We start from the raw sequence: 20,593 nt of genomic DNA, 5'->3' as shown, positions 1-20,593 counted from the left end.
TCCCCAGGGACGGATGTTGCATAACCCGGCCATGCCCGCCGATTTCAGCCGAGAGACCCACGCCATCGCGACCGGCCGCTGGCCGCTTGCCGGCATTGACGAGGTCGGGCGCGGGCCGCTGGCCGGGCCTGTTGTGGCCGCCGCCGTGATCCTGGACCCTGCCCGCGTGCCGCATGGGCTCGACGATTCGAAGAAGCTGTCGGCGCCGGTCCGCGAGGAACTCTTCGGCGAGATCGTCGAGAGCGCGCTGGCCGTCGCGGTCGCCAGCGCCACCGCGATCGAGATCGATGCGCTGAACATCCGCCAGGCGACCTTGCTCGCGATGCGCCGGGCCGTAGCCGCGCTGCCGCTCGCGCCGCTGCATGTGCTGGTCGACGGCAACGACCCGCCGCAATTCGGCTGCGGCTGCGAGGCCATCATTCAAGGCGATGGGGCGGTGGCCTCCATCGCAGCGGCTTCGATCGTCGCCAAGGTGACACGCGACAGGATGATGGCGCGGCTCTCGCGGCGCTATCCGGCCTATGGCTTCGCCGGCCATGTCGGCTATGCGACGCCGCAGCACCGCAAGGCGATCGCCGAGCACGGCCCCTGCCCCGAGCACCGCTACTCCTTCGCCCCGGTGAAGGGCGTCTGGTCGCGCTAGAGACTGCCGTTACGGCAGGGCGAAGCGTTAATTCCCGTTAGGAAATTTCCTTTCAATGCCAATGGGCTAGGCAATTTCTGCAGCCCCAAAACGGGACGCATTTTTTTCAAAGCGGAAACCCGCCCTTTACCCTGTCCGGCCAATATCGCGCTTGTTGAAGTTGCGTAACGGTCTTGGCGTCATGGGTATCTCGCGTACCGGGACCGCCAGCGCTCCCGTCCGGATTCAAGTTTCGCGTACCGGACGGCCTGCGCTGGGGGCTCGGATGAAGGCCAAGAGCCTTCCCGAAACAATCGGCGTTCCATCGGAACTGCCGCTGGATCAGATTCTCGTCGGCGATTGCGTCGCGGCGATGAATGCGTTGCCACCGGCGAGCGTCGATCTCGTCTTCGCCGATCCACCCTATAACCTCCAGCTCGGCGGCGATCTGCGCCGGCCCGACGACAGCCTCGTCGACGCCGTCGACGACGACTGGGACAAGTTCGCCTCCTTCGCCGACTATGATGCGTTCACCCGCGCCTGGCTTGCCGCGGCGCGGCGCGTGCTGAAGCCGGACGGGGCGCTGTGGGTGATCGGCAGCTACCACAACATCTTTCGTGTCGGCGCGACGCTGCAGGATCTCGGCTTCTGGATGCTGAACGACATCGTCTGGCGCAAGGCCAATCCGATGCCGAATTTCCGCGGCCGGCGCTTCACCAACGCGCATGAGACGCTGATCTGGGCGGCGCGCGGCGAAAGCTCGAAATACACCTTCCATTACGAGGCGCTGAAGGGCGGTAACGACGACCTGCAGATGCGCTCGGACTGGTATCTGCCGCTCTGCACCGGCGAGGAGCGCCTGAAGGACGCTGGCGGAGCCAAAGTGCATCCGACGCAGAAGCCGGAGGCCCTGCTAGCCCGCGTACTGCTTTCGGCCAGCAATCCCGGCGACGTCGTGCTCGATCCCTTCTTCGGCACCGGCACGACGGGCGCCGTCGCCAAGGCGCTCGGCCGCCATTTCATCGGGCTCGAGCGCGATCCGGTCTATGCCAAGGCGGCGCGCGAGCGCATCGCCGCAGTGACGCCACTCGCGCCGGAGGCCTTCTCGACCGCTCCTTCGAAGCGCAGCGAGCCGCGCGTGCCGTTCCTCAGCCTGGTCGAGGCCGGGTTGGTGAAGGCGGGCGAGACCGTCCATGACGAGAAGCGCCGCCACAAGGCCGTGATCCGGGCCGACGGCACGCTGATCCTCGGCCCCGCGGTGGGCTCGATCCACAAGGTCGGCGCTCTCGCTCAGGGGCTGCCCGCCTGCAATGGCTGGACCTTCTGGCATGTCGAGCGCGGCGGCAATCTGACCGTGCTCGACACGCTGCGCGGCGAGATCAGGGCGCAGATGGCGGCCGCCTGAACGGCGGGCCGCCCCGTATCCACCCGCCTGTCCTTCGTTCGGATGATGCCTGCGCCCCTTGGGCGCACTCACTCTGGGCGCAGGACATCTCCGGCGGATACGTCATGGCCACAATCCTGAAAAACGGTTCCCGCGGGCCTGAGGTCAAGAAGCTTCAGGAAGCGCTGAACGCCACGCTGAAGCCGCGGCCGCTGCTCGTACCCGATGGCCAGTTCGGCAACCTGACCCGCAGCGCGGTCCTCGCCTTCCAGCGCAAGAACTGGCTGGTCGAGGACGGCGAGGCCGGCCCGGCCACGCAATCCTGCCTCTATGACATCGAGGCCTTCGCGCCGATCCTGCACAAGGTCTCCTTCATCGCGCAGCCGACGAACACGACCTGCTGGGCGACGTCGACGGCGATGATGAAGAACTCGACCGTTCCGATCATCATCGCCAGGACGCCACCGGACATGATCGCCTCCGATGGCGGTCTGCTGAACTCCTCCGAAAGCGACCAGGCGATCGTGACCGGCCAGCGCTATGGCCGCATCCACGGGCTGCGCTGCAACGCGCCGATGTCCTGGTCGGTCGAGCTGCTGCGGCAGGCGCTGTCACGCGGGCCGCTGATGTTCGACATGCTCTGGCGCGTCAACGAATACACCGCCGGGCGCGGCAGCCCCGGCCATATGATCGTGGTGGTCGGCATGCGCGGGGACGGCAACCCCGACGGCACCGGCACGACGCTGCGCATCCACGATCCCTGGCCGCCGAACCGCGGCAAGATCTACTCCAAGGGCTATTTCAAATGGTCCGTCGACCTTCCGACGATGACCTACCGCGTCTTCGAGCGATAAAGCCCGGCACGCTCGACCACCTTGAGCATGAGGCTCGGCAGCGGCTCGCTCGCGATATCCGCCAGCGGCGTGAAGCGCATGCCGACGGGCGCCCGCGTCTGCTGCGGCACGCTGCCGGTGAACACGGTCAGTTCCAGCGGGAAATGCGTGAAGACATGGCGCACCGGCTCGGGCAGCCGGTTCCAGCGCAGCGGCAAGGGCGCATCCTGCGCGGCGCCGTCGAGCTCGTAATCGGCGCGCCATTCGCTGGTCGGCACCTCGGCCATGCCGCCGAGCAGCCCCTTGGCCGGGCGCGTACGCAATAGGATCGCGCCGTCGGCCCGCGCCAGCACGAAGGCGGCGCCATAGCGCGTCACCCCCGCCTTCTTGCGCGCCTTGCGCGGAAAGCTCTCCTGCGTGCCCGCCACCCGCGCCCGGCAGGGCTCGCGCCACGGGCAAAGGCCGCAGGCCGGATTGCGCGGCGTGCAGATGGTGGCGCCGAGATCCATCAGGGCCTGCGCGAAATCGCCCGGACGGCCATGCGGCAGCAGCGCCAGCACCCTCTCGCGGATCAGCGGACGCGCGCCCGGCAATTCGTCCTCGATCGCGAAAAGCCGCGTCATGACGCGCTCGACATTGCCGTCGACGGCCGCGGCAGGCCGGTCGAAGGCGATCGCGGCCACGGCGCCCGCCGTATAGGCGCCGATGCCGGGCAGCGAGCGCAGCCCGTCCTCCGTATCGGGGAAGCGGCCGCCATGGCTTTCCATCACAGCTTTGGCGCAGGCATGGAGATTGCGGGCGCGTGAGTAATAGCCGAGGCCGGCCCAGGCCTGCATGACCTCTTCGGATGGCGCGTCGGCAAGTGCCTTCACCGTCGGGAAGCGGGTCATGAAGCGCTCGTAATAGGGCTTCACCGCCGTGACCGTGGTCTGCTGCAGCATGATCTCGGAGGCCCAGACACGATAGGGATCGGGCCGCGCGCCTGCGATGGCGCGCCAGGGCAGCGCGCGGCGATGGCGATCGTACCAGGCGAGAAGGTCGGCCGCGCGGGGCATCGGAACGGGGGCGTCCATGCGTCCGGTTTAGCGCGAGGAGCCGCGGCTGTGGAAGGGCCGAACGGCAGCGGGGGCTCCAGATGCCAGCCAAGAGGTGAGCAGCAGCTTGGCGCCATGGAGCCAGGAGCGGACATGCCTGGGCAGCCCCGAACCGTTGTTTCAGAAAACCATACGCAGCAGGACGCCGGCCAAGGCTGCCATGGCCAAGGTTGGTATCATGCCCAACCGGAACCGCAGCATCGCGATCATCGCCGCAATGGACAACAGCGCGGCCCGCCAATCCACCGACGCAAAGACCGGCATATCAGGCGAGAGGCCGAGAAAGCTCACCGAGCGCACCTCTCGAAAAACGACGTGCAGCGCAAACCATAATGCGAGGTTCATTACCACGCCGACCACCGCGGCTGTGATCGCGGTCAGGGCCGCCGCGAGCGCCTTGTTGCCGCGCAATGCCTCGACATAGGGCGCCCCGAGGAAGATCCAGAAAAAGCAGGGCGCGAAGGTGACCCAGAGCGTCAGCAGCGCCCCGAGGCAACCGGCCAGCAGCGGATCGAACATACCCGGAGCGCGATAGGCTGCGAGGAAGCCGACGAACTGCAGCACCAGAATCAGCGGACCCGGCGTCGTCTCGGCGAGCCCGAGCCCGTCGACCATCTCCCCCGGCGCGAGCCACCCGAAACTCTCCACTGCGGCCTGCGCGACATAGGCCAGCACCGCATAGGCGCCGCCGAAGGTGACGACAGCCATCGTGCTGAAGAAGCCGCCGATATGCGTCCAGACGCTGGCCTGCCCGGTCAGCAACCAGAGCAGGGCGACGGGGCCGAGCCAGAGCGGAAGCCATATCGCGACCGTCTGGAGCGCCCTCGCGCCCGAAGGCGTGGCGTGCGCAAGTTCGCCGCGCTCGAACATCAGGTCGACCACGCCCTTGAATTCGGGCGCGCCGGCTTTGGCCGCGTGGCCACCGCCGACGAACGTCGCGGGGGCGTAACGGTTTCCGGCCCAACCGACGATGCCGGCGGCAAGAATGATGATCGGGAACGGGATCTTGAAAAGGTATATTCCGACGAAGGCTGCAATCGCGATCATGACCATCGCGCGGTTCTTCAAGGCGCGACGGCTGATGCGGAGGCAGGCCTCGATCACGACCGCAAGGACAGCCGCCTTGACGCCGAAGAAGACGGCATCGACCAGCGGCACCTGCCGGTAGAGCACGTAGAGCAGGCTCAACCCGAGCATCACCAGTGCGCCGGGAAGGATAAAGAGCAAGCCCGCGACGAGGCCGCCGATGGTCCGATGCATCAGCCAGCCGATATAGACAGCTAGTTGCTGCGCCTCCGGGCCCGGCAGGAGCATGCAGTAGTTCAGAGCGTGCAGAAAGCGCTGCTCGCCGATCCAGCGCCGATCCTCGACGAGTTCCTTGTGCATGAGGGCGATCTGCCCGGCTGGGCCGCCAAACGACAGGCAGCCGATCTTCGCCCAGACCCTGGTGGCCCCTGCGAAGGTCGGCGCCGATGGCGAGATGTGGGTGTCGTCCGAGGTCGAAGCGATCGTCATGGCGCCCTCCCTCAAGACTTCTTCGGGACGGACGGCCAGTTGTGGGTCTCCTCGGTTGCGTCCCGGCACCAGCGATAGAAGGCGTCGTAGAGCAACATGCCCGCGCCCAGCTGTTCGAGATCGTCCCGATACATCCGTGAGAGCCCGAGGGAAGCCGCCAGGAGGCCTGGCGCCTGGGGCGAGAGGTCCGGCCTCGCGGTGTCGGCCGCGCGCACGATCGTGGCGAGCTGATCGAGCGCTGGATTGGCCAGGCCGAACTCCTCGATCATGACGTCGAAGGTGCAGCGCTCGCTGCGATGGCTCCAGAACACGTCATCGATGTCGAACGGTGTCGCCCCGAAGCGGTCGGCAACATCAGGCACTTCGGCGGCCGTCACGAACAGGAACACGGCGTTGGGGTCGACGAAGCGCCGGATCAGCCATGGGCAGGCGATGCGGTCGACCTTCGGCCGGGAGCGCGTGACCCATAAGGTGCGCCCGGCGGTATCGCGCGCCGGCAGCTTGCCGGTCGCGACCAGGATGCCACCGGCATCTCGCCACGCCTCGAAGCCGCCCGCCAGGTTCTCGGCCTCGACGCCTTCGTGGCGCAACCATGCCGCGACGCCTTCGCTCAACTTCTGGCCGCGCTGGCAGACGACGGCGATGCGCTGGCCAAGATATTCACGCGCCCATTCGGCGACGTTCTTATGAGAGCGGTGAACCGCTCCGGGCAGGATTCGGGGATCGATGGCGACATCGTCGGGGATGCGGACATCGATGATCGTTGGCGCGTCAAGCGTTCCGACGAGACGCGAGAGCTGCTGTGGCGATATCTGGGTGAATGAAGACATGAGCGTCCATCCCGATGAACCGAGGATAATGGACGCGATCGTTGGGCTGACGCCTCACGGGGTCGTCGCGATAACCCCTCTACGCGCATCAAACCACGGAGATCGTCCCGCCGCAAGGATTCGCCTTGCACGCGGACCTGTCCAAGTTCCCGGTGGGGTCGAAAACCGAAGCACGTTCTCGCCTCCCGACGCATTCGGCTTGCCTTGCCACCGCTCGCTCGCGCAAACTGGGCCATGGCCGCAAAACCGCTCGCAGAGCTGATCGACAACTGCATCGCGCCCGCGCTCGCCGCGCAGGGTTTCGCGGGGCGCGCCATCGTCTCGCTCTGGCCGGAGATCGTCGGCGAGCGGCTGGCGGCGCGCTCGCGCCCGCTCAAGATCGACTGGCCGCGCCGCCGCCCCGCCCCGGGCGAGGCGACCGAGCCGGCGACGATGGTCGTGCGCGTCGAGGGCGCCTTCGCGCTGGAGATGCAGCAGCTCGGCCCATTGGTCGTCGAACGGGTGAACACCCATCTCGGCTGGCGCGCTGTCGGCAAGCTCGTGCTCAAGCAGGGGCCGGTTGCCCCGCCTGTCACAGCCAAGCCGGTGCCGAAGCTCGACGGGGAAGCTGCCGCACGCGTCGACGAGCAGGTCGCCTGCGTCGCCGACGAGGGGCTGCGCGAGGCATTGGCGCGGCTCGGCCGCGCCGTCGCCCTCAACGCGAAAACGCGAGGCCATGACACGGCTTCGTGAGCGAGGCGGTGCGCGGCGCGATGTGCTCTTGCCACAATCGCGATGGCCTCTATAGCTCCGCAACCGATTTGGACCTTCCGGGGAATTCTCACGATGACGAACAGGCGACAGCTCCTGACCGGCGCGGCCGGCATCGCCGCTGCCGCGCTCGCCGGCACGAACGCCGCGCGGGCCCAGACCAAGCTGCCCGACGCCGGCCCGCTGGGCGATGTCTGGCTCGGCCCGGCCGACGCCAAGGTCAGCATCGTCGAATACGCCTCGATGACCTGCTCGCACTGCGCGCATTTCCATGAGACGACGTGGCCGGAGCTGAAGAAGAAGTACATCGACACCGGCAAGGTGCGCTTCACGCTCCGCGAATTCCCGCTCGATCCGCTGGCGACGGCCGGCTTCATGCTCGCCCGCTGCAACGGCAACGACAAGTTCTTCCCGATGACGGACCTGCTGTTCGCGCAGCAGCGCAACTGGGCCTTCACCGAAAAGCCGGTCGACGCGCTGTCCGCGCTGGTGAAACAGGCCGGTTTCACACAGGAATCGTTCGAGGCCTGCTTGAAAAGGCAGGATATCTATGACGCCGTCACTGTCGTGAAGGATGGCGGGGCCAAGGCTGGCGTGGATTCGACGCCGACCTTTTTCATCAACGGGCAGAAGCGTTCCGGTGCGCTCTCGATCGCCGAGTTCGACAAGATCCTGGAGCCGCTCCTCGGACAGTGAGGGCGCGGTTTTCGCAGTCCCTTTTCTCGCCGTCATCCCGGCCAAGCCGCAAAGCGGCGCAGAGCCGGGATCGATGCCTGAACCCCAAACGGAAGCGTTCCGGCATGGATCCCGGGTCTCCCTTCGGTCGCCCGGGATGACGCTCGCGGGGAGAAGCGGCGAGGCGCAGCCGTGCATCTGACGCGCCTCAAGCTCGCCGGCTTCAAGACCTTCGTCGAGCCGACGGAATTCCTGATCGAGCCCGGCCTGACCGGCATCGTCGGGCCGAATGGCTGCGGCAAGTCCAATCTCGTCGAAGCCCTGCGCTGGGTGATGGGCGAAAGCTCGTTCAAGAACATGCGCGGCTCGGGGATGGACGACGTCATCTTCGGCGGCTCGGGCGAACGCCCGGCCCGCAACATGGCCGAAGTCTCGCTCACCCTCGACAACAGCGACCGCAAGGCGCCCGCCGCCTTCAACGAGGCGGAGGTGCTCGAAGTCACGCGCCGGATCGAGCGCGAGGAAGGCTCGACCTACCGCATCAACGGCAAGGAGGTGCGGGCGAAGGACGTGCAGCTGCTCTTCGCCGATGCTGCGACCGGCGCGCGCTCTCCGGCGCTCGTACGGCAAGGGCAGATCAGCGAGATCATCTCGGCCAAGCCGCAATCGCGCCGGCGCATCCTGGAGGACGCCGCGGGCATCGCCGGGCTGCACAGCCGCCGCCACGAGGCGGAACTCCGGCTGCGCGGCGCCGAGGACAATCTGACCCGGCTGGAGGATGTGCTCGGCGAGATCGACGGGCAGATCGAAGCCCTGCAGCGGCAGGCGCGGCAGGCCGGGCGCTATCGCAGCCTCGCCTCCGATATCCGCCGGGCCGAAGCAATCCTGGCGCTGATCGCCCTGCATGATGCGCGCACCCAGGAGGCGCAGGCCACGCGCGTGCTGGAGGAAGCGGTGCGCGGCGTCGCCGACCAGACCGGCATCCAGGCCGAAACCGCCAAGCGGCAGGCCATCGCCGCCCATGAGATGCCGGCGTTGCGCGAGGGCGAGGCCACGGCCGCCGCGGCGCTGGTCCGGCTGAAGCGCGGGCTCGACGAGCTCGAAGCCGAGAATCGCCGTGCCCGCCTGCGAGCGGAGGAACTCGGCCGCCGTCTCACGGAATTGCAGGCCGATCTCGCGCGTCAGGAAAGCGTCGGCCGCGATGCTGCGGAAAGCCTGTCCCGGCTCGGCGAGGAGGATGCAGCGCTTGCCCGCGAGGGCGATGGCGCCGGCTCCGGGGCGGAAGCCGCCACGGGAGAACAGCAGGAGGCGGAGGCTGCGCTTGCCGCAGCGGAGGCTGAACACGGCGCCGCACAGGCGGCCTTGTCCGATCTCGCCGCGCGGCGCGGTGCCCTGGAGCGTGCGGCGCGTGAGGCCCGCGAGCGCCAGGAGCGTGCAACTGGCGAGCGGGAGAAACTGCGACGCGAACTCGAAATCCTCGATTCCTCCGACGCGAAGACGATGCTCGACCGGCTGCGCGAGGCGCTGGCGGCGGCAGAGAAGACAGTGCAGAGCGCGGAAAGCGAAGTCGCCGCGGCGCGTTCGGCCGTCGCGGCGGCGCGCGAGCGCGAGGCCGCGCTGCGTGGCCCTCTCGCCGAGGCCGACCGCCGCGCCCAGCGTCTCGACACCGAGATCGGCACGCTACGCAAGCTGCTCGCCCCGGCAGTTGGTGATCGCTGGCCGGCGATCCTCGAATCGCTCAGCGTCGCGAAGGGCTATGAAGTCGCGCTCGGCGCGGCGCTCGGCGACGATCTCGATGCCTCGACCGAGGCCGCGGCCCCTGCCCATTGGGACGACACCGGCGCCGGATCCGACGATCCGGCACTGCCGGAAGGTGCGACGCCGCTGCTCGACCATGTCGGGGGACCGGCGGCCCTCGGGCGGCGGCTGGCGCAGATCGGCGTGATCGCGCGCGGCGACGGCGAAGGGATGCGGCATCATCTGAAGCAGGGCCAGATCCTGGTCTCGCGCGAGGGCGATCTCTGGCGCTGGGACGGCTTCACCAGCGCCGCAGACGCGCCCTCCCCGGCCGCACGGCGGCTGTCCGAGAAGAACCGGCTTGCCGATCTGGAGCGTGCGGCCCAAGCGGCGCGCGAAGCGGCGGATGCCGCCCGGCGGGCTCTGGAGGCCGTCAGCACCGAGGCGCGTAAGGCCGCGCAAGCAGAGACCGCCGCGATCGAGGCCGCGCGGCAGGCCCGCCGTGGCGTCGATCAGTCCCGCGAGCAACTGGCCGCCGCCGAGCGCAAGGCTGCCGAAACGCTGGTGAAGCGCTCGACGCTGGCCGAGGCGATCAAGCGTCTCGGCCAGGCCGTCTCCGAAGCGGTGTCGCAGATCGCGACGCATGAGGCGGGGCTCGCGGCGCTGCCTGCCCCCGCGGAACTGGAGAACATTCTGCTCAAGGCGCGCGTGCTGCTGGGCGAGAGCCGCGCTGCGGCCTCTGATGCGCGCGCCCGCGTCCAGACGCTGGCGCGCGAGGCCGAATTGCGGATGCGCCGCCGCGCCGCCATCGCCGCCGACATCAGGGCCTGGAATGAACGCGCAACGGCAAGCCTGCAGACCGCCGAAGAAACACGCCGCCGAATCGAAGCCGCAAGCACCGAGCAGAAGACGCTGCTGGAAGCACCCGACACCTTCCTGACAGAGCGGCGCCGACTCCTGGCGGAGATCGAGCAGGCCGAAGGCGCCCGCCGCGACGCCGCCGACAGGCTCGCCGCCGGCGAAACGGCGCTTGCGGACGCCGACCGGCAGGCCCGCATCGGGCTCGAAGGATTGTCCGGCTCGCGCGAGCGCCGCGCTTCGGCCGAGGCGCGGCTCGAAGCCGCCCGCCAGCGTGTCGGCGACATCACGCGGCAGATCGAGGACGGGCTGGAAACCGGGCTCGACGGGCTGCAGGAAATCGCCGGGATCAAGCCGGGCGACGCCCTGCCCGAGCCGGAGGCCGTCGAGCGGCGGCTCGCCAACCTGAAGGGCGAACGCGAGCGGCTCGGCGCCGTCAATCTGCGCGCCGAGGACGAACTCGCGGAGGTGAAGACGAAGCGCGAGGGGCTTTCCGGCGAGCGCGACGACCTGACCGAGGCGATCCGGCGATTGCGCCAGGCGATCGGGGCGCTCAATCGCGAGGGCCGCGAGCGGCTTCTGGCTGCCTTCGAGATCGTCAACGCGCATTTCCAGCGCCTCTTCGGCATCCTGTTCGGCGGCGGCGAGGCGGAGCTCAAGCTGGTCGATTCGGAAGATCCGCTGGATGCCGGGCTCGAAATCTTCGCCCGCCCGCCCGGCAAGAAGCCGCAGGTGATGACCCTTCTGTCGGGCGGCGAGCAGGCGTTGACCGCGACCGCGCTGATCTTCGCGGTGTTCCTGACCAATCCCTCGCCGATCTGCGTGCTCGACGAGGTCGACGCGCCGCTCGACGACGCCAATGTCGAGCGTTACTGCGACCTGCTCGCGGACATGGCGCGGAATACCGAGACGCGCTTCATCCTGATCACCCACAATCCGATCACCATGGCGCGGATGGAACGGCTCTTCGGCGTGACCATGGCCGAGCGCGGCGTCAGCCAGATGGTTTCTGTCGACCTCGCCACCGCCGAACGCATCCGCGAGGCCGTCTGAAGGCGGCGTTCCCTGCGCTGAAAAAATGCCACAATCTGCGCCGCATTGCGGCAAGAATGTCGCACCCAGCCCGAATTTCTAAATATTCCAATGCGTTAGGCGTTATCCACCTGCCTTGACAGCGCGGGGGGCTGTCAATAAAGGAGGCCGTGCTGACGACGGCTCGATGCGCGAGTTTGGTCGTGGTTATAGTGGTTTTTCGCGGGATCGCGGCGTAAACGCGATCAAGACGGAGGACCGAGACCATGCCCGAACCCGACCCAAACGCCTCAGACTCGGAGTTGCGCGCAAGACTGGGTTCCCTGAAGTCCGCAATCAAACGGGCGGAAGAGAACGATAAGCCGGGCGCGGGCCCGGCTGGAGAGGACAAGGCCCTTGCGGGTGCGATGTCCTCAGGCTTTCGCGCCGCGACGGATCTCGCAGGCGGCATCATCGCAGGCGCCCTGATCGGGTACCTCGGCGACCGGTGGCTGGGAACGTCTCCGTTCCTGCTGATCGCCTTCATGGTGATCGGAACCATCGCCGGCCTGAGATCCGTCTATCGGCTCGGTTCGCGTCCGACCTCCGGGTCGAATGGCGGTCCGAAGGCGAATTGATCGAAGGGCGGCCTGCGAAGGCCGCACCACAGGGAACGAGAGCATGGCGGCCGGCGGCGGAATCGATCCGATCCACCAATTCCACATCACTCCCATCGTGGAGCTGAAGCCGTTCGGCCTCAACCTGTCCTTCACCAACACCTCGCTGTGGATGGTGATCGTGCTCGCCGTCGTCTCGGTGATCATGATCTACGGCTCGAGCCAGCGTTCGGTCGTTCCCGGCCGGCTGCAGTCGCTCGCCGAGATGATCTACGAGTTCGTCGCCTCCACCCTCACGGGCGTGATGGGCCGTGAGGGCATGAAGTTTTTCCCCCTCGTGTTCTCGCTGTTCATGTTCGTGCTGGCCAGCAACATGCTGGGCATGATCCCCGGCTCGTTCACCGTCACCAGCCAGATCATCGTCACCGCCGCCTTCGCCGTGCTCGTCATCAGCGTGGTGCTGGTCTACGGCATCGTGAAGCATGGCAGCCATTTCTTCGGCCTGTTCGTGCCGTCGGGCGTGCCGGGCTGGCTCTTGCCCTTCATGGTGGTGATCGAGGTCGTCTCCTTCCTCTCGCGCCCGGTTTCGCTCAGCTTGCGCCTGTTCGGCAACATGTTGGCCGGCCATATCGCGCTCAAGGTCTTCGGCGGCTTCGTGGTCGTGCTGCTCGGCTCGGGCGCCGTGCTGAACTATGCCATCGCGCCGCTGCCGCTGCTGCTGGCCGTCGCGCTCACCGCGCTCGAGTTCCTCGTCGCCTTCCTGCAGGCCTACGTCTTCGCGATCCTGACCTGCGTGTATCTCAACGACGCGCTGCACCCCGGCCACTGAGCCCGTAGCAGCGCTCGCGAGAGTTCAACCCACCGTTTAGCCTTCCACACTGGAGAAACATCATGGATCCTGTTGCAGCCAAGTTCATCGGCGCCGGCCTCGCCTCGCTCGGCATGGGCCTCGCCGCCATCGGCGTCGGCACCATCTTCGGCAACTTCCTCTCGGGCGCGCTGCGCAACCCTTCCGCGGCTGACGGCCAGTTCCCGCGCGCCTTCATCGGTGCGGCGCTCGCCGAAGGTCTGGGCATCTTCGCGTTCGTCGTCGCGCTCGTGCTGCTCTTCGTGGTCTGACGCTTTTCGTCGATCGCTTTCTCGTCGCGCGCGCCGGCCATCTTTCGGCCATGTGCGCGGCGATTCCTTTTCTCTGCGCTGAAAGGCACCCCATGCCGGTTCGATCTTCAGGGTTCGTCGGACAAGGATGGCCGGTGGCTGTCGCCTCGTTCGCCACTCTGCTGGCGGGTGCGGCGCAGGCTGCCGAGCAGCAACACGGCTTGAGCGGCGAGAAGGCCTCCTTCCCGCCCTTCGATCCGACACACTTCGCCAGCAACCTGTTCTGGCTCGCGATCACCTTCGCGGTGCTCTACTGGCTGATGTCCACGGTCGCCCTGCCCCGTCTCGGCGCCATCCTGGAAGAGCGCGCGGACACGATCGGCCGCGACCTCGACCACGCCACGCAGATGCAGGGCAAGGCCGAGGAGATGGCGCAGGCCTATGAGAAGGCCCTCGCCGAGGCGCGCAAGAACGCTCAGGGCATCGCCCAGACGGCTCGCGAGACCGGCGCCAAGGCGAGCGACGCCCAGCGTCACGCCACCGAGGCCGAGCTCGCCGCCAAGCTTGCTCAGGCCGAGGCGACCATCGCCAAGACCAAGACCGAGGCGATGACCAATGTGCGCGGCCTCGGCAGCGACATCGCCGTCGCGATCGTCGAGAAGCTGACCGGTCAGGCTCCCAGCGCCAGCGAGGCGTCTGCGGCTGTCGACCAGGCCCTGTCGCGCGGCTGAGGAGAGATCAGATGGATACTTTCTGGGTCGGCGTCGCGCTCGTTATCTTCCTCGCCCTGCTCGCCAAGTTCGGCGTGCCCAAGGCCATCGTCTCCGCGCTCGATGCGCGCGGGGAGAAGGTCGCTCAGGAGTTGGCGGAAGCCCGCCGCCTGCGCCAGGAGGCCGAGAAGCTGCTCGCCGAGTACGATGCCAAGCGCAAGGCCGCAGAGGCCGACGCCGCCGAGATCATCTCCTCCGCCAATGACGAGGCCAAGCGCCTCGCGGCGGAAGCCGAGGCCAAGCTCGCGGACTTCGTCGCCCGCCGGACCAAATCGGCCGAGGAGAAGATCGCCCAAGCCGAGAGCCAGGCCGAGGCCGAGGTTCGCGCCGCGGCTGCGGAGGCTGCCACCAAGGCGGCCGAGACAATCCTGCGCGGCCAGATGGCCGGCAAGGCGGGCGAAGCCGCCTTCGCCGCCGGGTTGCAGGAGGTCAAGGCCAAGCTCAACTGAGCCCAGCCCTGATCGTCTGAAAGATCAACGCCGCGCTCTTCGGAGCGCGGCGTTTTCTTTTTGATGCCTGAGAGGGTGACGCGTCATGCTCGAGCTTGCCCCGAGCATCTCAGGACGAAAGAGGCGCCCCATCCTGAAAGAGCTTCTCGGACCTGCGCCTCGCTTCGCCCGAGAATGACGGCAGGGTTGCCGCTTCAGTTGCTGGCGGTCGCCGCTGGAGCCGGAGCATTGCCCGCCGCAGTCACCGGCATCGCAGCAGGTCGTGACGGCGGCGGAGCCACCGCCGCCTTGGGCTTCGGCTTGCGCGGCTGGATCGTCGAGGTAACGATGCCCTGCGGCGTGTCGAGCCCGTAGATATCGTCGCGGAACTGGACCTGCCCGTCCGCGCCCTGCCAGCCGGTGAGATAAACCCAGGCGACCGGCACGGATTTCTTCAGCGCGATGTTCTTGCGCTCGCCCTTGGCGATCTCGTCCTCGATCGCCTGGCGATTCCACTCCGAGCCTTCCAGCAGCCAGGCCGCGAGATCGCGGACGCCCTCAATACGGGCACAGCCGGAGGAGTTGAAACGGACATCGTTGCGGAACAGCGTCTTCTTCGGCGTGTCGTGCATGTAGACCGCCTCGGAATTCGGCATGTCGATCTTGAGCTGGCCGAGCGAATTGGTCGGCCCGGGCTCCTGCCGGACATAGAAATAGGGATTGGTCAGGCCCGCCCAGTTGACGCTCGCCGGGTCGATTTCCTTGTTCTCCGCTCCGAGCAGCTTCATGTTCGACTTGGCGATGAAGCCCGGATCCTTTCGCATATGCGGGATGATGTCGGCCTTCACGATCGACATCGGCACCGTCCAATAGGGATTGAGGTTGACCGATGTGATGTTGGCCTGGATCACCGGCGAAGGCCGGTCAGCCCGGCCGACGATGGCGAGGTGGCGCTGCTGGACGGCGCCGTTCTCGACCGCCTCGACGCTGGCGCCGGGGATGTTCACCACGACATAGCGGCTGGCGAAGTTGAAGCCGTTGCCCTTGAGGCGCTCCAGAGTCGCGGTGAGCTGGTTGAGCCGGGTCTCGACCGGCGTATTCATCGCCTTGAGGGTGAGGCGCCCGACCGTGCCGAGATCCGACAGGCCGTGACGGCGCTGGAAGCGCTTCACCGCCTCGGTCACGGCGGCATCGTAGACGTCGCCCGCGATAGCCTCGGGCGCGAGATCGCCGCTGGCGAGCAGCCGCTGCTTCAGCGCGACGACATCCGCGCCCTGCGAATCCGGCTTCAGCGCCGCGGCGCTGCCCGGCACCTTCGGCCAGCCGCCACGGCCAGCGACATCCTCATGGGCGATCAGCGCCTCGAGCGTGCGGTCATAGGTATTCGGGCCGTAACTCGGCTCGTTCGCGCGCACGACCGCCGTCGAAGCCAGGAGAAGAGCGGCCGTCGCAGCGAGGATGGCGGGACGGATAGACATGGAAACCCCCGAGCCGCAGGGAGCGGCACGGGGGGATCATTCCTCGACATAGTCAAGGAAGCATTAAGATCGGCCGGCGACGGCCTGTCGCCGTTTACTCTGCCGCGACTTTCGCCGGCGCCGGCTTCTCCCACTTCAGCACCGGCTGGCGCGCGGCACGGGTCTCATCGAGCCGGCGGATCGGAGCGTGGTGCGGGGCGCTGGTGAAGCGCTCCTTGTCATTGCCCTTGGCGGCCATGGCGAGGTCCCGCAGCGTCGCGATGAAAAGGTCGAGCGAAGCCTTCGATTCCGACTCGGTCGGCTCGATCAGCATGGCGCCGTGGACGACCAGCGGGAAATACACCGTCATCGGGTGGTAGCCCTCGTCGATCATCGCCTTGGCGAAATCGAGCGTCGAGACACCCGAGCCTTTCAGCCACTCGTCGTCGAACAGCACTTCGTGCATCGACGGATGGTCCGGGAAGGGCAGCGACATCAGGTCGGCAAGCCCGGCGCGGATGTAGTTGGCGTTCAGCACCGCATCTTCCGACGCCTGCCGCATGCCGTCCGAGCCATGGCTCAGCATGTAGGCGAGAGCCCGGACATACATGCCCATCTGGCCGTGGAAGGCGGTCATGCGGCCGAAGGGCTTGTTGCCTTCCGGCGCTTCCTCCCGGCTCTCGATCAGATGCAGCTTGCCGCCATCCTCGACATGGATGAAGGGCACGGGCGCGAAGGGCGCCAGGCGCTCGGAGAGTACGACCGGGCCGGCACCCGGCCCGCCGCCGCCATGGGGCGTCGAGAAGGTCTTGTGCAGGTTGATGTGCATGGCGTCGACGCCGAGATCGCCCGGACGCGCCTTGCCGACGATGGCGTTGAAGTTGGCTCCGTCGCAGTAGAAATATGCGCCGGCCTCATGCATCGCCGCGGCGATCTCGACGATCTGCGGCTCGAAGATACCGCAGGTGTTCGGGTTGGTCAGCATGATCGCCGCGATGTCGGGCCCGAGCAGGGCCTTCACGTCTTCGACCGCGACGGTGCCGTCCGGACGCGCCGGAACGGCCTTCACCGAGAAGCCGATCAGCGCGGCGGTCGCCGGGTTGGTGCCATGCGCCGATTCGGGAACCAGCACGACGTTGCGGGTCGCGCCCTCGCCCTTGGCCTCGATCGCGGCCTTGATCGCCATCATGCCACAGGCCTCACCATGGGCGCCGGCCTTGGGGCTCAGCGCCACGGCCGGCATGCCGGTCAGCGTCATCAGGTAGTTGGCCAGTTCCAGCATCAATTCGAGCGCGCCGGGCACGGTCGAGAGCGGCTGCAGCGGATGCACGTCGGAGAAACCCGGAAGCCGCGCCATCTTCTCGTTGAGGCGGGCGTTGTGCTTCATCGTGCACGAGCCGAGCGGGAAGAGCCCGGTATCGATACCGTAGTTCTTCTGGCTGAGGCGGACATAGTGGCGCATCGCCTCGGGCTCGGAGAGGCCGGGCAGGCCGATCTCGCCCTGGCGGGCATGCTTGCCCAGACGCGACTTGAACGGCGCCGGCTTTTCGATGTCGACGCCGGTCGTCTCGTGATGGCCAATCTCGAAGATCAGCGGCTCGATCTGCTGAAGCGCCTTGTTGCCGGTGAAGGTGAGGTGCTCTTCATGTGAGGCCTCGCCGGCCTGCGTGGGACGTCCCTGACGGTTCAGCATCACAGCACCTCCGCGAGCGCCTTGGCGAAGGCCGCCCGGTCATCATCGGTATTCACTTCGGTGGAAGCGACGAGCAGCAGGTCGTCCAGCCCGGCGCCCGGCATCAGCCGCGAGACCGGCACGCCGCCGAGCACGCCCTTCTCGGCGAGAGCTTCGACCACTTCGGCCGCAGGCTTCGGCAGCTTCACCGTGAACTCGTTGAAGAAGCTCTCGTTGAGCACCGAGACGCCCTTCACGCCGGCCAGCAGATCGGCAAGCTTCACGGCATTGGCGTGGTTCACCTCGGCAAGGCGGGTCAAACCCGCCTGCCCGAGCAGCGTCATATGGATGGTGAAGGCCAGCACGCAGAGGCCGGAATTAGTGCAGATGTTCGAGGTCGCCTTGTCGCGGCGGATGTGCTGCTCGCGGGTCGAGAGCGTCAGCACGAAGCCGCGCTGGCCGGTCGAATCGACCGTCTCGCCGCAAAGCCTTCCCGGCATCTGGCGGATATATTTCGACTTGGCGGCGAAGAGGCCGACATAGGGGCCGCCGAAGTTCAGCGCATTGCCGATCGACTGACCTTCGCCGACGACGATATCGGCATCCTCAGCGCCCGGTGGCACGACGGCGCCGAGCGAGACGACCTCGGTGAAAACAGCGATCAGCAGGGCGCCATGGGCATGGGCCTTCTCCGCGATCGGCTTGAGGTCGCGGAGATTGCCGAACACGTCGGGCGACTGGACGACGATGCAGGAGACGCTGTCGTCGATCTGCGAGAGGATGTCCTCATTGGCCGAGACGTCGGCTTTAAGCGCCACAACCTCGTCGTTCGCCATCTCGGAAAGCGTCTTCACGACATCGGTGTAATGCGGGTGCAGGCCGCCGGAGAGCACGGCCTTGCGGCGGCGGGTGACGCGATGCGCCATCAGCACGGCCTCGCCGGTGCCGGTCGAGCCGTCATACATCGAGGCGTTGGCGACCTCCATGCCGGTCAGCGCCGCGACCTGGGTCTGGAATTCGAAGAGATATTGCAGCGTGCCCTGCGCGATCTCGGGCTGGTAGGGCGTGTAGCTGGTCAGGAATTCCGAGCGCTGGATCAGGTGATCCACCGTCGCTGGGACATGATGCTTGTAGGCGCCGGCGCCAACGAAGAAAGGCACGGCGGAAGCCGCGGTGTTCCGGCCGGCCATCTTGCCGAGGATGCGCTCGACCTCGAGCTCGCCCCTGGCACGCGGCAGATCGACCGGGCCTTTCAGGAGCTTGCCGGCGGGCACGTCGCTGAACAACGCGTCGATGTCGGAGACGCCGACCCGTGCGAGCATGTCCTCGCGGTCGGTATCGGTCAGGGGGAGATAGCGCATGGGGTTTTCCGTTATCGTGCTGGCGCCGAACGCATTCCAAACCGCGTCGTCATCCCGGGCAAAGACCGGGGATCCATCGAAGGGCGGCGCGCTCTCCGATGGATCCCGGAGCAGCGCGGCTTCGCCGCTTGTCCGGGATGACGCGGAGGTTCAGCTCAAAGCGTCTTGACGTAATCTTGGTACTCGGCCTCGTTCATCAGCCCGTCGAGCTCGCCCGCGTCCTTGATCTTCAGCTTGAGGAACCAGCCCTTGCCGGCGGGGTCCTCGTTGACGGTGCCGGGCGTGGCTTCGAGCTCGCCATTGACCTCGACGACCTCGCCGGAAACCGGGGCATAGACCTCCGAGGCGGCCTTGACGCTCTCGACCACGGCGGCCTCGCCGCCCTTGGCCAGCGCCTTGCCGACGGCCGGCAGCTCGACGAAGACGACATCGCCGAGCTGCGACTGGGCGTAGTCGCTGATGCCGACGGTGCCGACGTCACCCTCGATGCGGATATATTCGTGGTCTTTGCTGTAACGGGTCTCTGCCATGGTCTCCTCCTGGCGAAATATCTCGGAAAAACGATTCAGCGTTTGTAGCCGTTCGGCACGAAGGGCATCGGCGCGATCACGGCCGGCAGCGGCTTGCCGCGCACGATCAGGTTGAGCTTCGTGCCCGGTGCGGAATGGGCCTTGGCGACGTAGCCCATGGCGCAGGGGCCGTTCAGCGTCGGGCCGAAGCCGCCCGAGGTCACGGTGCCGACGACTTCGCCGTCCGGTGTCGCAATCTCAGTGCCCTCGCGAGCCGGCGCGCGGCCCTCCGGCAGCAGGCCGACGCGGATGCGGGACACACCCTCGGCCAGCTCGCGCTGGATGCGCGCGGCGCCGGGGAAACCGCCCTCCTCGCGGCGGCGCTTCTGGATCGACCAGTTGAGCGCGGCCTCGATCGGGGACGTCGTGGTATCGATATCATGGCCGTAAAGGCAAAGTCCGGCTTCGAGCCGAAGCGAATCGCGGGCGCCGAGGCCGATCGGCTTCACCGTGGCATCGAGCAACAGCGTGTCCCAGATCTCGCCGATCTTGTTGGCGGCGGCGGAAATCTCGTAGCCGTCCTCGCCGGTATAGCCGGAGCGGCTGACATTGGCCTTGATGCCCGCGACCTTCATCGTGCGGGACGTCATGAAACCCATCTCGGCCGCTTCCGGAGCGATGGCGGCTAGCACCGCCTGGGCGCCCGGCCCCTGCAGCGCGATCAGCCCGCGATGCTCGGCCTTGACCAGCTTCACATTGGCCGGCAGCCGCGCCTCGATATGGGCGTAGTCGGCATCCTTGCAGGCGGCGTTGACCACGACATAGAGCGCCCCATCCTCGTCGGGATCGAGCGAGCGCGTCACCATCAGGTCGTCGAGGATGCCGCCCTCTTCGTTGAGGAGCTGCGAATAGCGCTGCTTGCCGGCGGCGAGATTGACGATGTCGGCGGGAATCAGCGCTTCCAGCGCCTTGGCCGTAGTCTCGTGATCGGGACCGATCAGGAAGGCCTGGCCCATATGCGAGACGTCGAAGAGCCCGGCCTTCTCGCGTGTCCAGTTGTGCTCGGTCAGGATGCCGGCCGGGTACTGCACCGGCATGTCGTAGCCGGCGAAGGGCACCATGCGGGCACCGAGCGCGACATGGCGGGCGTACAAGGGCGTCTTCAGCGGCGCAGGCGCGCCGGCATTGTCGGTTGTGGCCTCAAGTGCCTCGGCAGCCATGGCATGCCCCTCCCAGAGTCGAGCGCAAGCTCCGGACGGCATCGCCCGGAACGCGCCCCCTCTGTCTTGGGACCTGAGAGATTTCCCCGCCAGACCGTGAGGCCGGACGAGTTACACCCGTCGGTGGGCGGGAATCGCTTCCCGCCGCTTTC

Annotated in this window: 18 protein-coding genes and 1 pseudogene; 11 read left to right on the top strand and 8 right to left on the bottom strand. The window is 67.3% G+C overall.

Translation table 11 applies throughout. The features are described 5' to 3' along the window. Positions 1 to 31: 31 nt before the first annotated feature. The 3 genes from rnhB to AC1DVA_RS04020 all read left to right on the top strand — a co-directional run bounded on the left by rnhB (position 32) and on the right by AC1DVA_RS04020 (position 2,860). A complete protein-coding gene (rnhB, locus tag AC1DVA_RS04030) occupies positions 32 to 643 on the top strand; it encodes a ribonuclease HII (RefSeq protein ID WP_265052243.1) in 612 nt (203 codons plus the stop codon). Between the two features lie 181 nt (positions 644 to 824). Next, a complete protein-coding gene (locus AC1DVA_RS04025) occupies positions 825 to 2,027 on the top strand; it encodes a site-specific DNA-methyltransferase (RefSeq protein ID WP_442864910.1) in 1,203 nt (400 codons plus the stop codon). A gap of 104 nt (positions 2,028 to 2,131) precedes the next feature. Beyond that, positions 2,132 to 2,860, top strand: coding sequence for a peptidoglycan-binding protein (locus AC1DVA_RS04020; RefSeq protein ID WP_476805051.1), 729 nt, complete (start codon positions 2,132 to 2,134; stop codon positions 2,858 to 2,860). 5 nt (positions 2,861 to 2,865) lie between these two features. Here the strand turns inward: AC1DVA_RS04020 and mutY are convergent. From mutY to AC1DVA_RS04005, 3 genes and pseudogenes are all read right to left on the bottom strand, one after another. Further along, a pseudogene (gene mutY, locus AC1DVA_RS04015) lies at positions 2,866 to 3,912 on the bottom strand (A/G-specific adenine glycosylase); the annotation flags it as partial. 141 nt (positions 3,913 to 4,053) lie between these two features. Then, positions 4,054 to 5,448: a chromate efflux transporter gene (gene chrA / locus AC1DVA_RS04010; protein ID WP_476805050.1), complete on the bottom strand. Its 1,395-nt coding sequence runs from the start codon at positions 5,446 to 5,448 to the stop codon at positions 4,054 to 4,056. 11 nt (positions 5,449 to 5,459) lie between these two features. Then, positions 5,460 to 6,278, bottom strand: a complete 819-nt coding sequence (locus tag AC1DVA_RS04005) for a chromate resistance protein ChrB domain-containing protein (RefSeq protein ID WP_476805049.1) — start codon at positions 6,276 to 6,278, stop codon at positions 5,460 to 5,462. Between the two features lie 234 nt (positions 6,279 to 6,512). On the opposite strand from AC1DVA_RS04005, the gene AC1DVA_RS04000 reads away from it, so the two are divergent. From AC1DVA_RS04000 to AC1DVA_RS03965, 8 genes are all read left to right on the top strand, one after another. Continuing rightward, positions 6,513 to 7,010 (top strand): DUF721 domain-containing protein, encoded by a 498-nt coding sequence (locus tag AC1DVA_RS04000; RefSeq protein WP_476805048.1) that lies wholly within the window; start codon positions 6,513 to 6,515, stop codon positions 7,008 to 7,010. A gap of 93 nt (positions 7,011 to 7,103) precedes the next feature. Beyond that, the gene (locus tag AC1DVA_RS03995) at positions 7,104 to 7,724 is read left to right on the top strand and encodes a DsbA family protein (RefSeq protein WP_476805047.1); all 621 of its coding nucleotides are present in this window, start codon (positions 7,104 to 7,106) and stop codon (positions 7,722 to 7,724) included. 171 nt (positions 7,725 to 7,895) lie between these two features. Next, positions 7,896 to 11,351 carry a chromosome segregation SMC family protein gene (locus tag AC1DVA_RS03990; protein WP_476805046.1) on the top strand — a complete coding sequence of 1,152 codons (3,456 nt, stop codon included), beginning with the start codon at positions 7,896 to 7,898 and terminating at the stop codon, positions 11,349 to 11,351. 245 nt (positions 11,352 to 11,596) lie between these two features. Beyond that, entirely contained in the window at positions 11,597 to 11,947 is a 351-nt protein-coding gene (locus AC1DVA_RS03985) for an AtpZ/AtpI family protein (RefSeq protein WP_265052234.1), read from the top strand. 43 nt (positions 11,948 to 11,990) lie between these two features. Beyond that, positions 11,991 to 12,755 carry a F0F1 ATP synthase subunit A gene (locus AC1DVA_RS03980; protein ID WP_265052233.1) on the top strand — a complete coding sequence of 255 codons (765 nt, stop codon included), beginning with the start codon at positions 11,991 to 11,993 and terminating at the stop codon, positions 12,753 to 12,755. Positions 12,756 to 12,817: 62 nt separating this feature from the next. After that, positions 12,818 to 13,045 carry a F0F1 ATP synthase subunit C gene (locus tag AC1DVA_RS03975; protein ID WP_038360954.1) on the top strand — a complete coding sequence of 76 codons (228 nt, stop codon included), beginning with the start codon at positions 12,818 to 12,820 and terminating at the stop codon, positions 13,043 to 13,045. Between the two features lie 134 nt (positions 13,046 to 13,179). Continuing rightward, positions 13,180 to 13,755 (top strand): F0F1 ATP synthase subunit B family protein, encoded by a 576-nt coding sequence (locus AC1DVA_RS03970; RefSeq protein ID WP_265052232.1) that lies wholly within the window; start codon positions 13,180 to 13,182, stop codon positions 13,753 to 13,755. A gap of 11 nt (positions 13,756 to 13,766) precedes the next feature. Beyond that, positions 13,767 to 14,243: a F0F1 ATP synthase subunit B family protein gene (locus AC1DVA_RS03965; RefSeq protein ID WP_265052231.1), complete on the top strand. Its 477-nt coding sequence runs from the start codon at positions 13,767 to 13,769 to the stop codon at positions 14,241 to 14,243. A gap of 194 nt (positions 14,244 to 14,437) precedes the next feature. Here the strand turns inward: AC1DVA_RS03965 and AC1DVA_RS03960 are convergent, their stop codons facing one another. From AC1DVA_RS03960 to gcvT, 5 genes are all read right to left on the bottom strand, one after another. After that, the gene (locus AC1DVA_RS03960; RefSeq protein ID WP_265052230.1) at positions 14,438 to 15,700 is read right to left on the bottom strand and encodes a L,D-transpeptidase family protein; all 1,263 of its coding nucleotides are present in this window, start codon (positions 15,698 to 15,700) and stop codon (positions 14,438 to 14,440) included. A 94-nt stretch (positions 15,701 to 15,794) separates the two neighbouring features. Beyond that, positions 15,795 to 17,372, bottom strand: a complete 1,578-nt coding sequence (gene gcvPB, locus AC1DVA_RS03955) for an aminomethyl-transferring glycine dehydrogenase subunit GcvPB (RefSeq protein WP_265052229.1) — start codon at positions 17,370 to 17,372, stop codon at positions 15,795 to 15,797. Further along, the gene (gcvPA, locus tag AC1DVA_RS03950) at positions 17,372 to 18,712 is read right to left on the bottom strand and encodes an aminomethyl-transferring glycine dehydrogenase subunit GcvPA (protein ID WP_476805045.1); all 1,341 of its coding nucleotides are present in this window, start codon (positions 18,710 to 18,712) and stop codon (positions 17,372 to 17,374) included. Before gcvPA ends, gcvPB begins: the two co-directional genes overlap by 1 nt. A gap of 155 nt (positions 18,713 to 18,867) precedes the next feature. Next, complete coding sequence (gene gcvH, locus AC1DVA_RS03945; protein ID WP_265052227.1) at positions 18,868 to 19,242, bottom strand: glycine cleavage system protein GcvH; 375 nt, start codon at positions 19,240 to 19,242, stop codon at positions 18,868 to 18,870. 35 nt (positions 19,243 to 19,277) lie between these two features. Continuing rightward, positions 19,278 to 20,441 carry a glycine cleavage system aminomethyltransferase GcvT gene (gene gcvT / locus AC1DVA_RS03940; RefSeq protein ID WP_476805044.1) on the bottom strand — a complete coding sequence of 388 codons (1,164 nt, stop codon included), beginning with the start codon at positions 20,439 to 20,441 and terminating at the stop codon, positions 19,278 to 19,280. Positions 20,442 to 20,593 lie beyond the last annotated feature (152 nt).

This window comes from Allobosea sp. P4_C6 (assembly GCF_056402015.1).
This window is presented reverse-complemented; position numbering and strand designations above follow the sequence as displayed.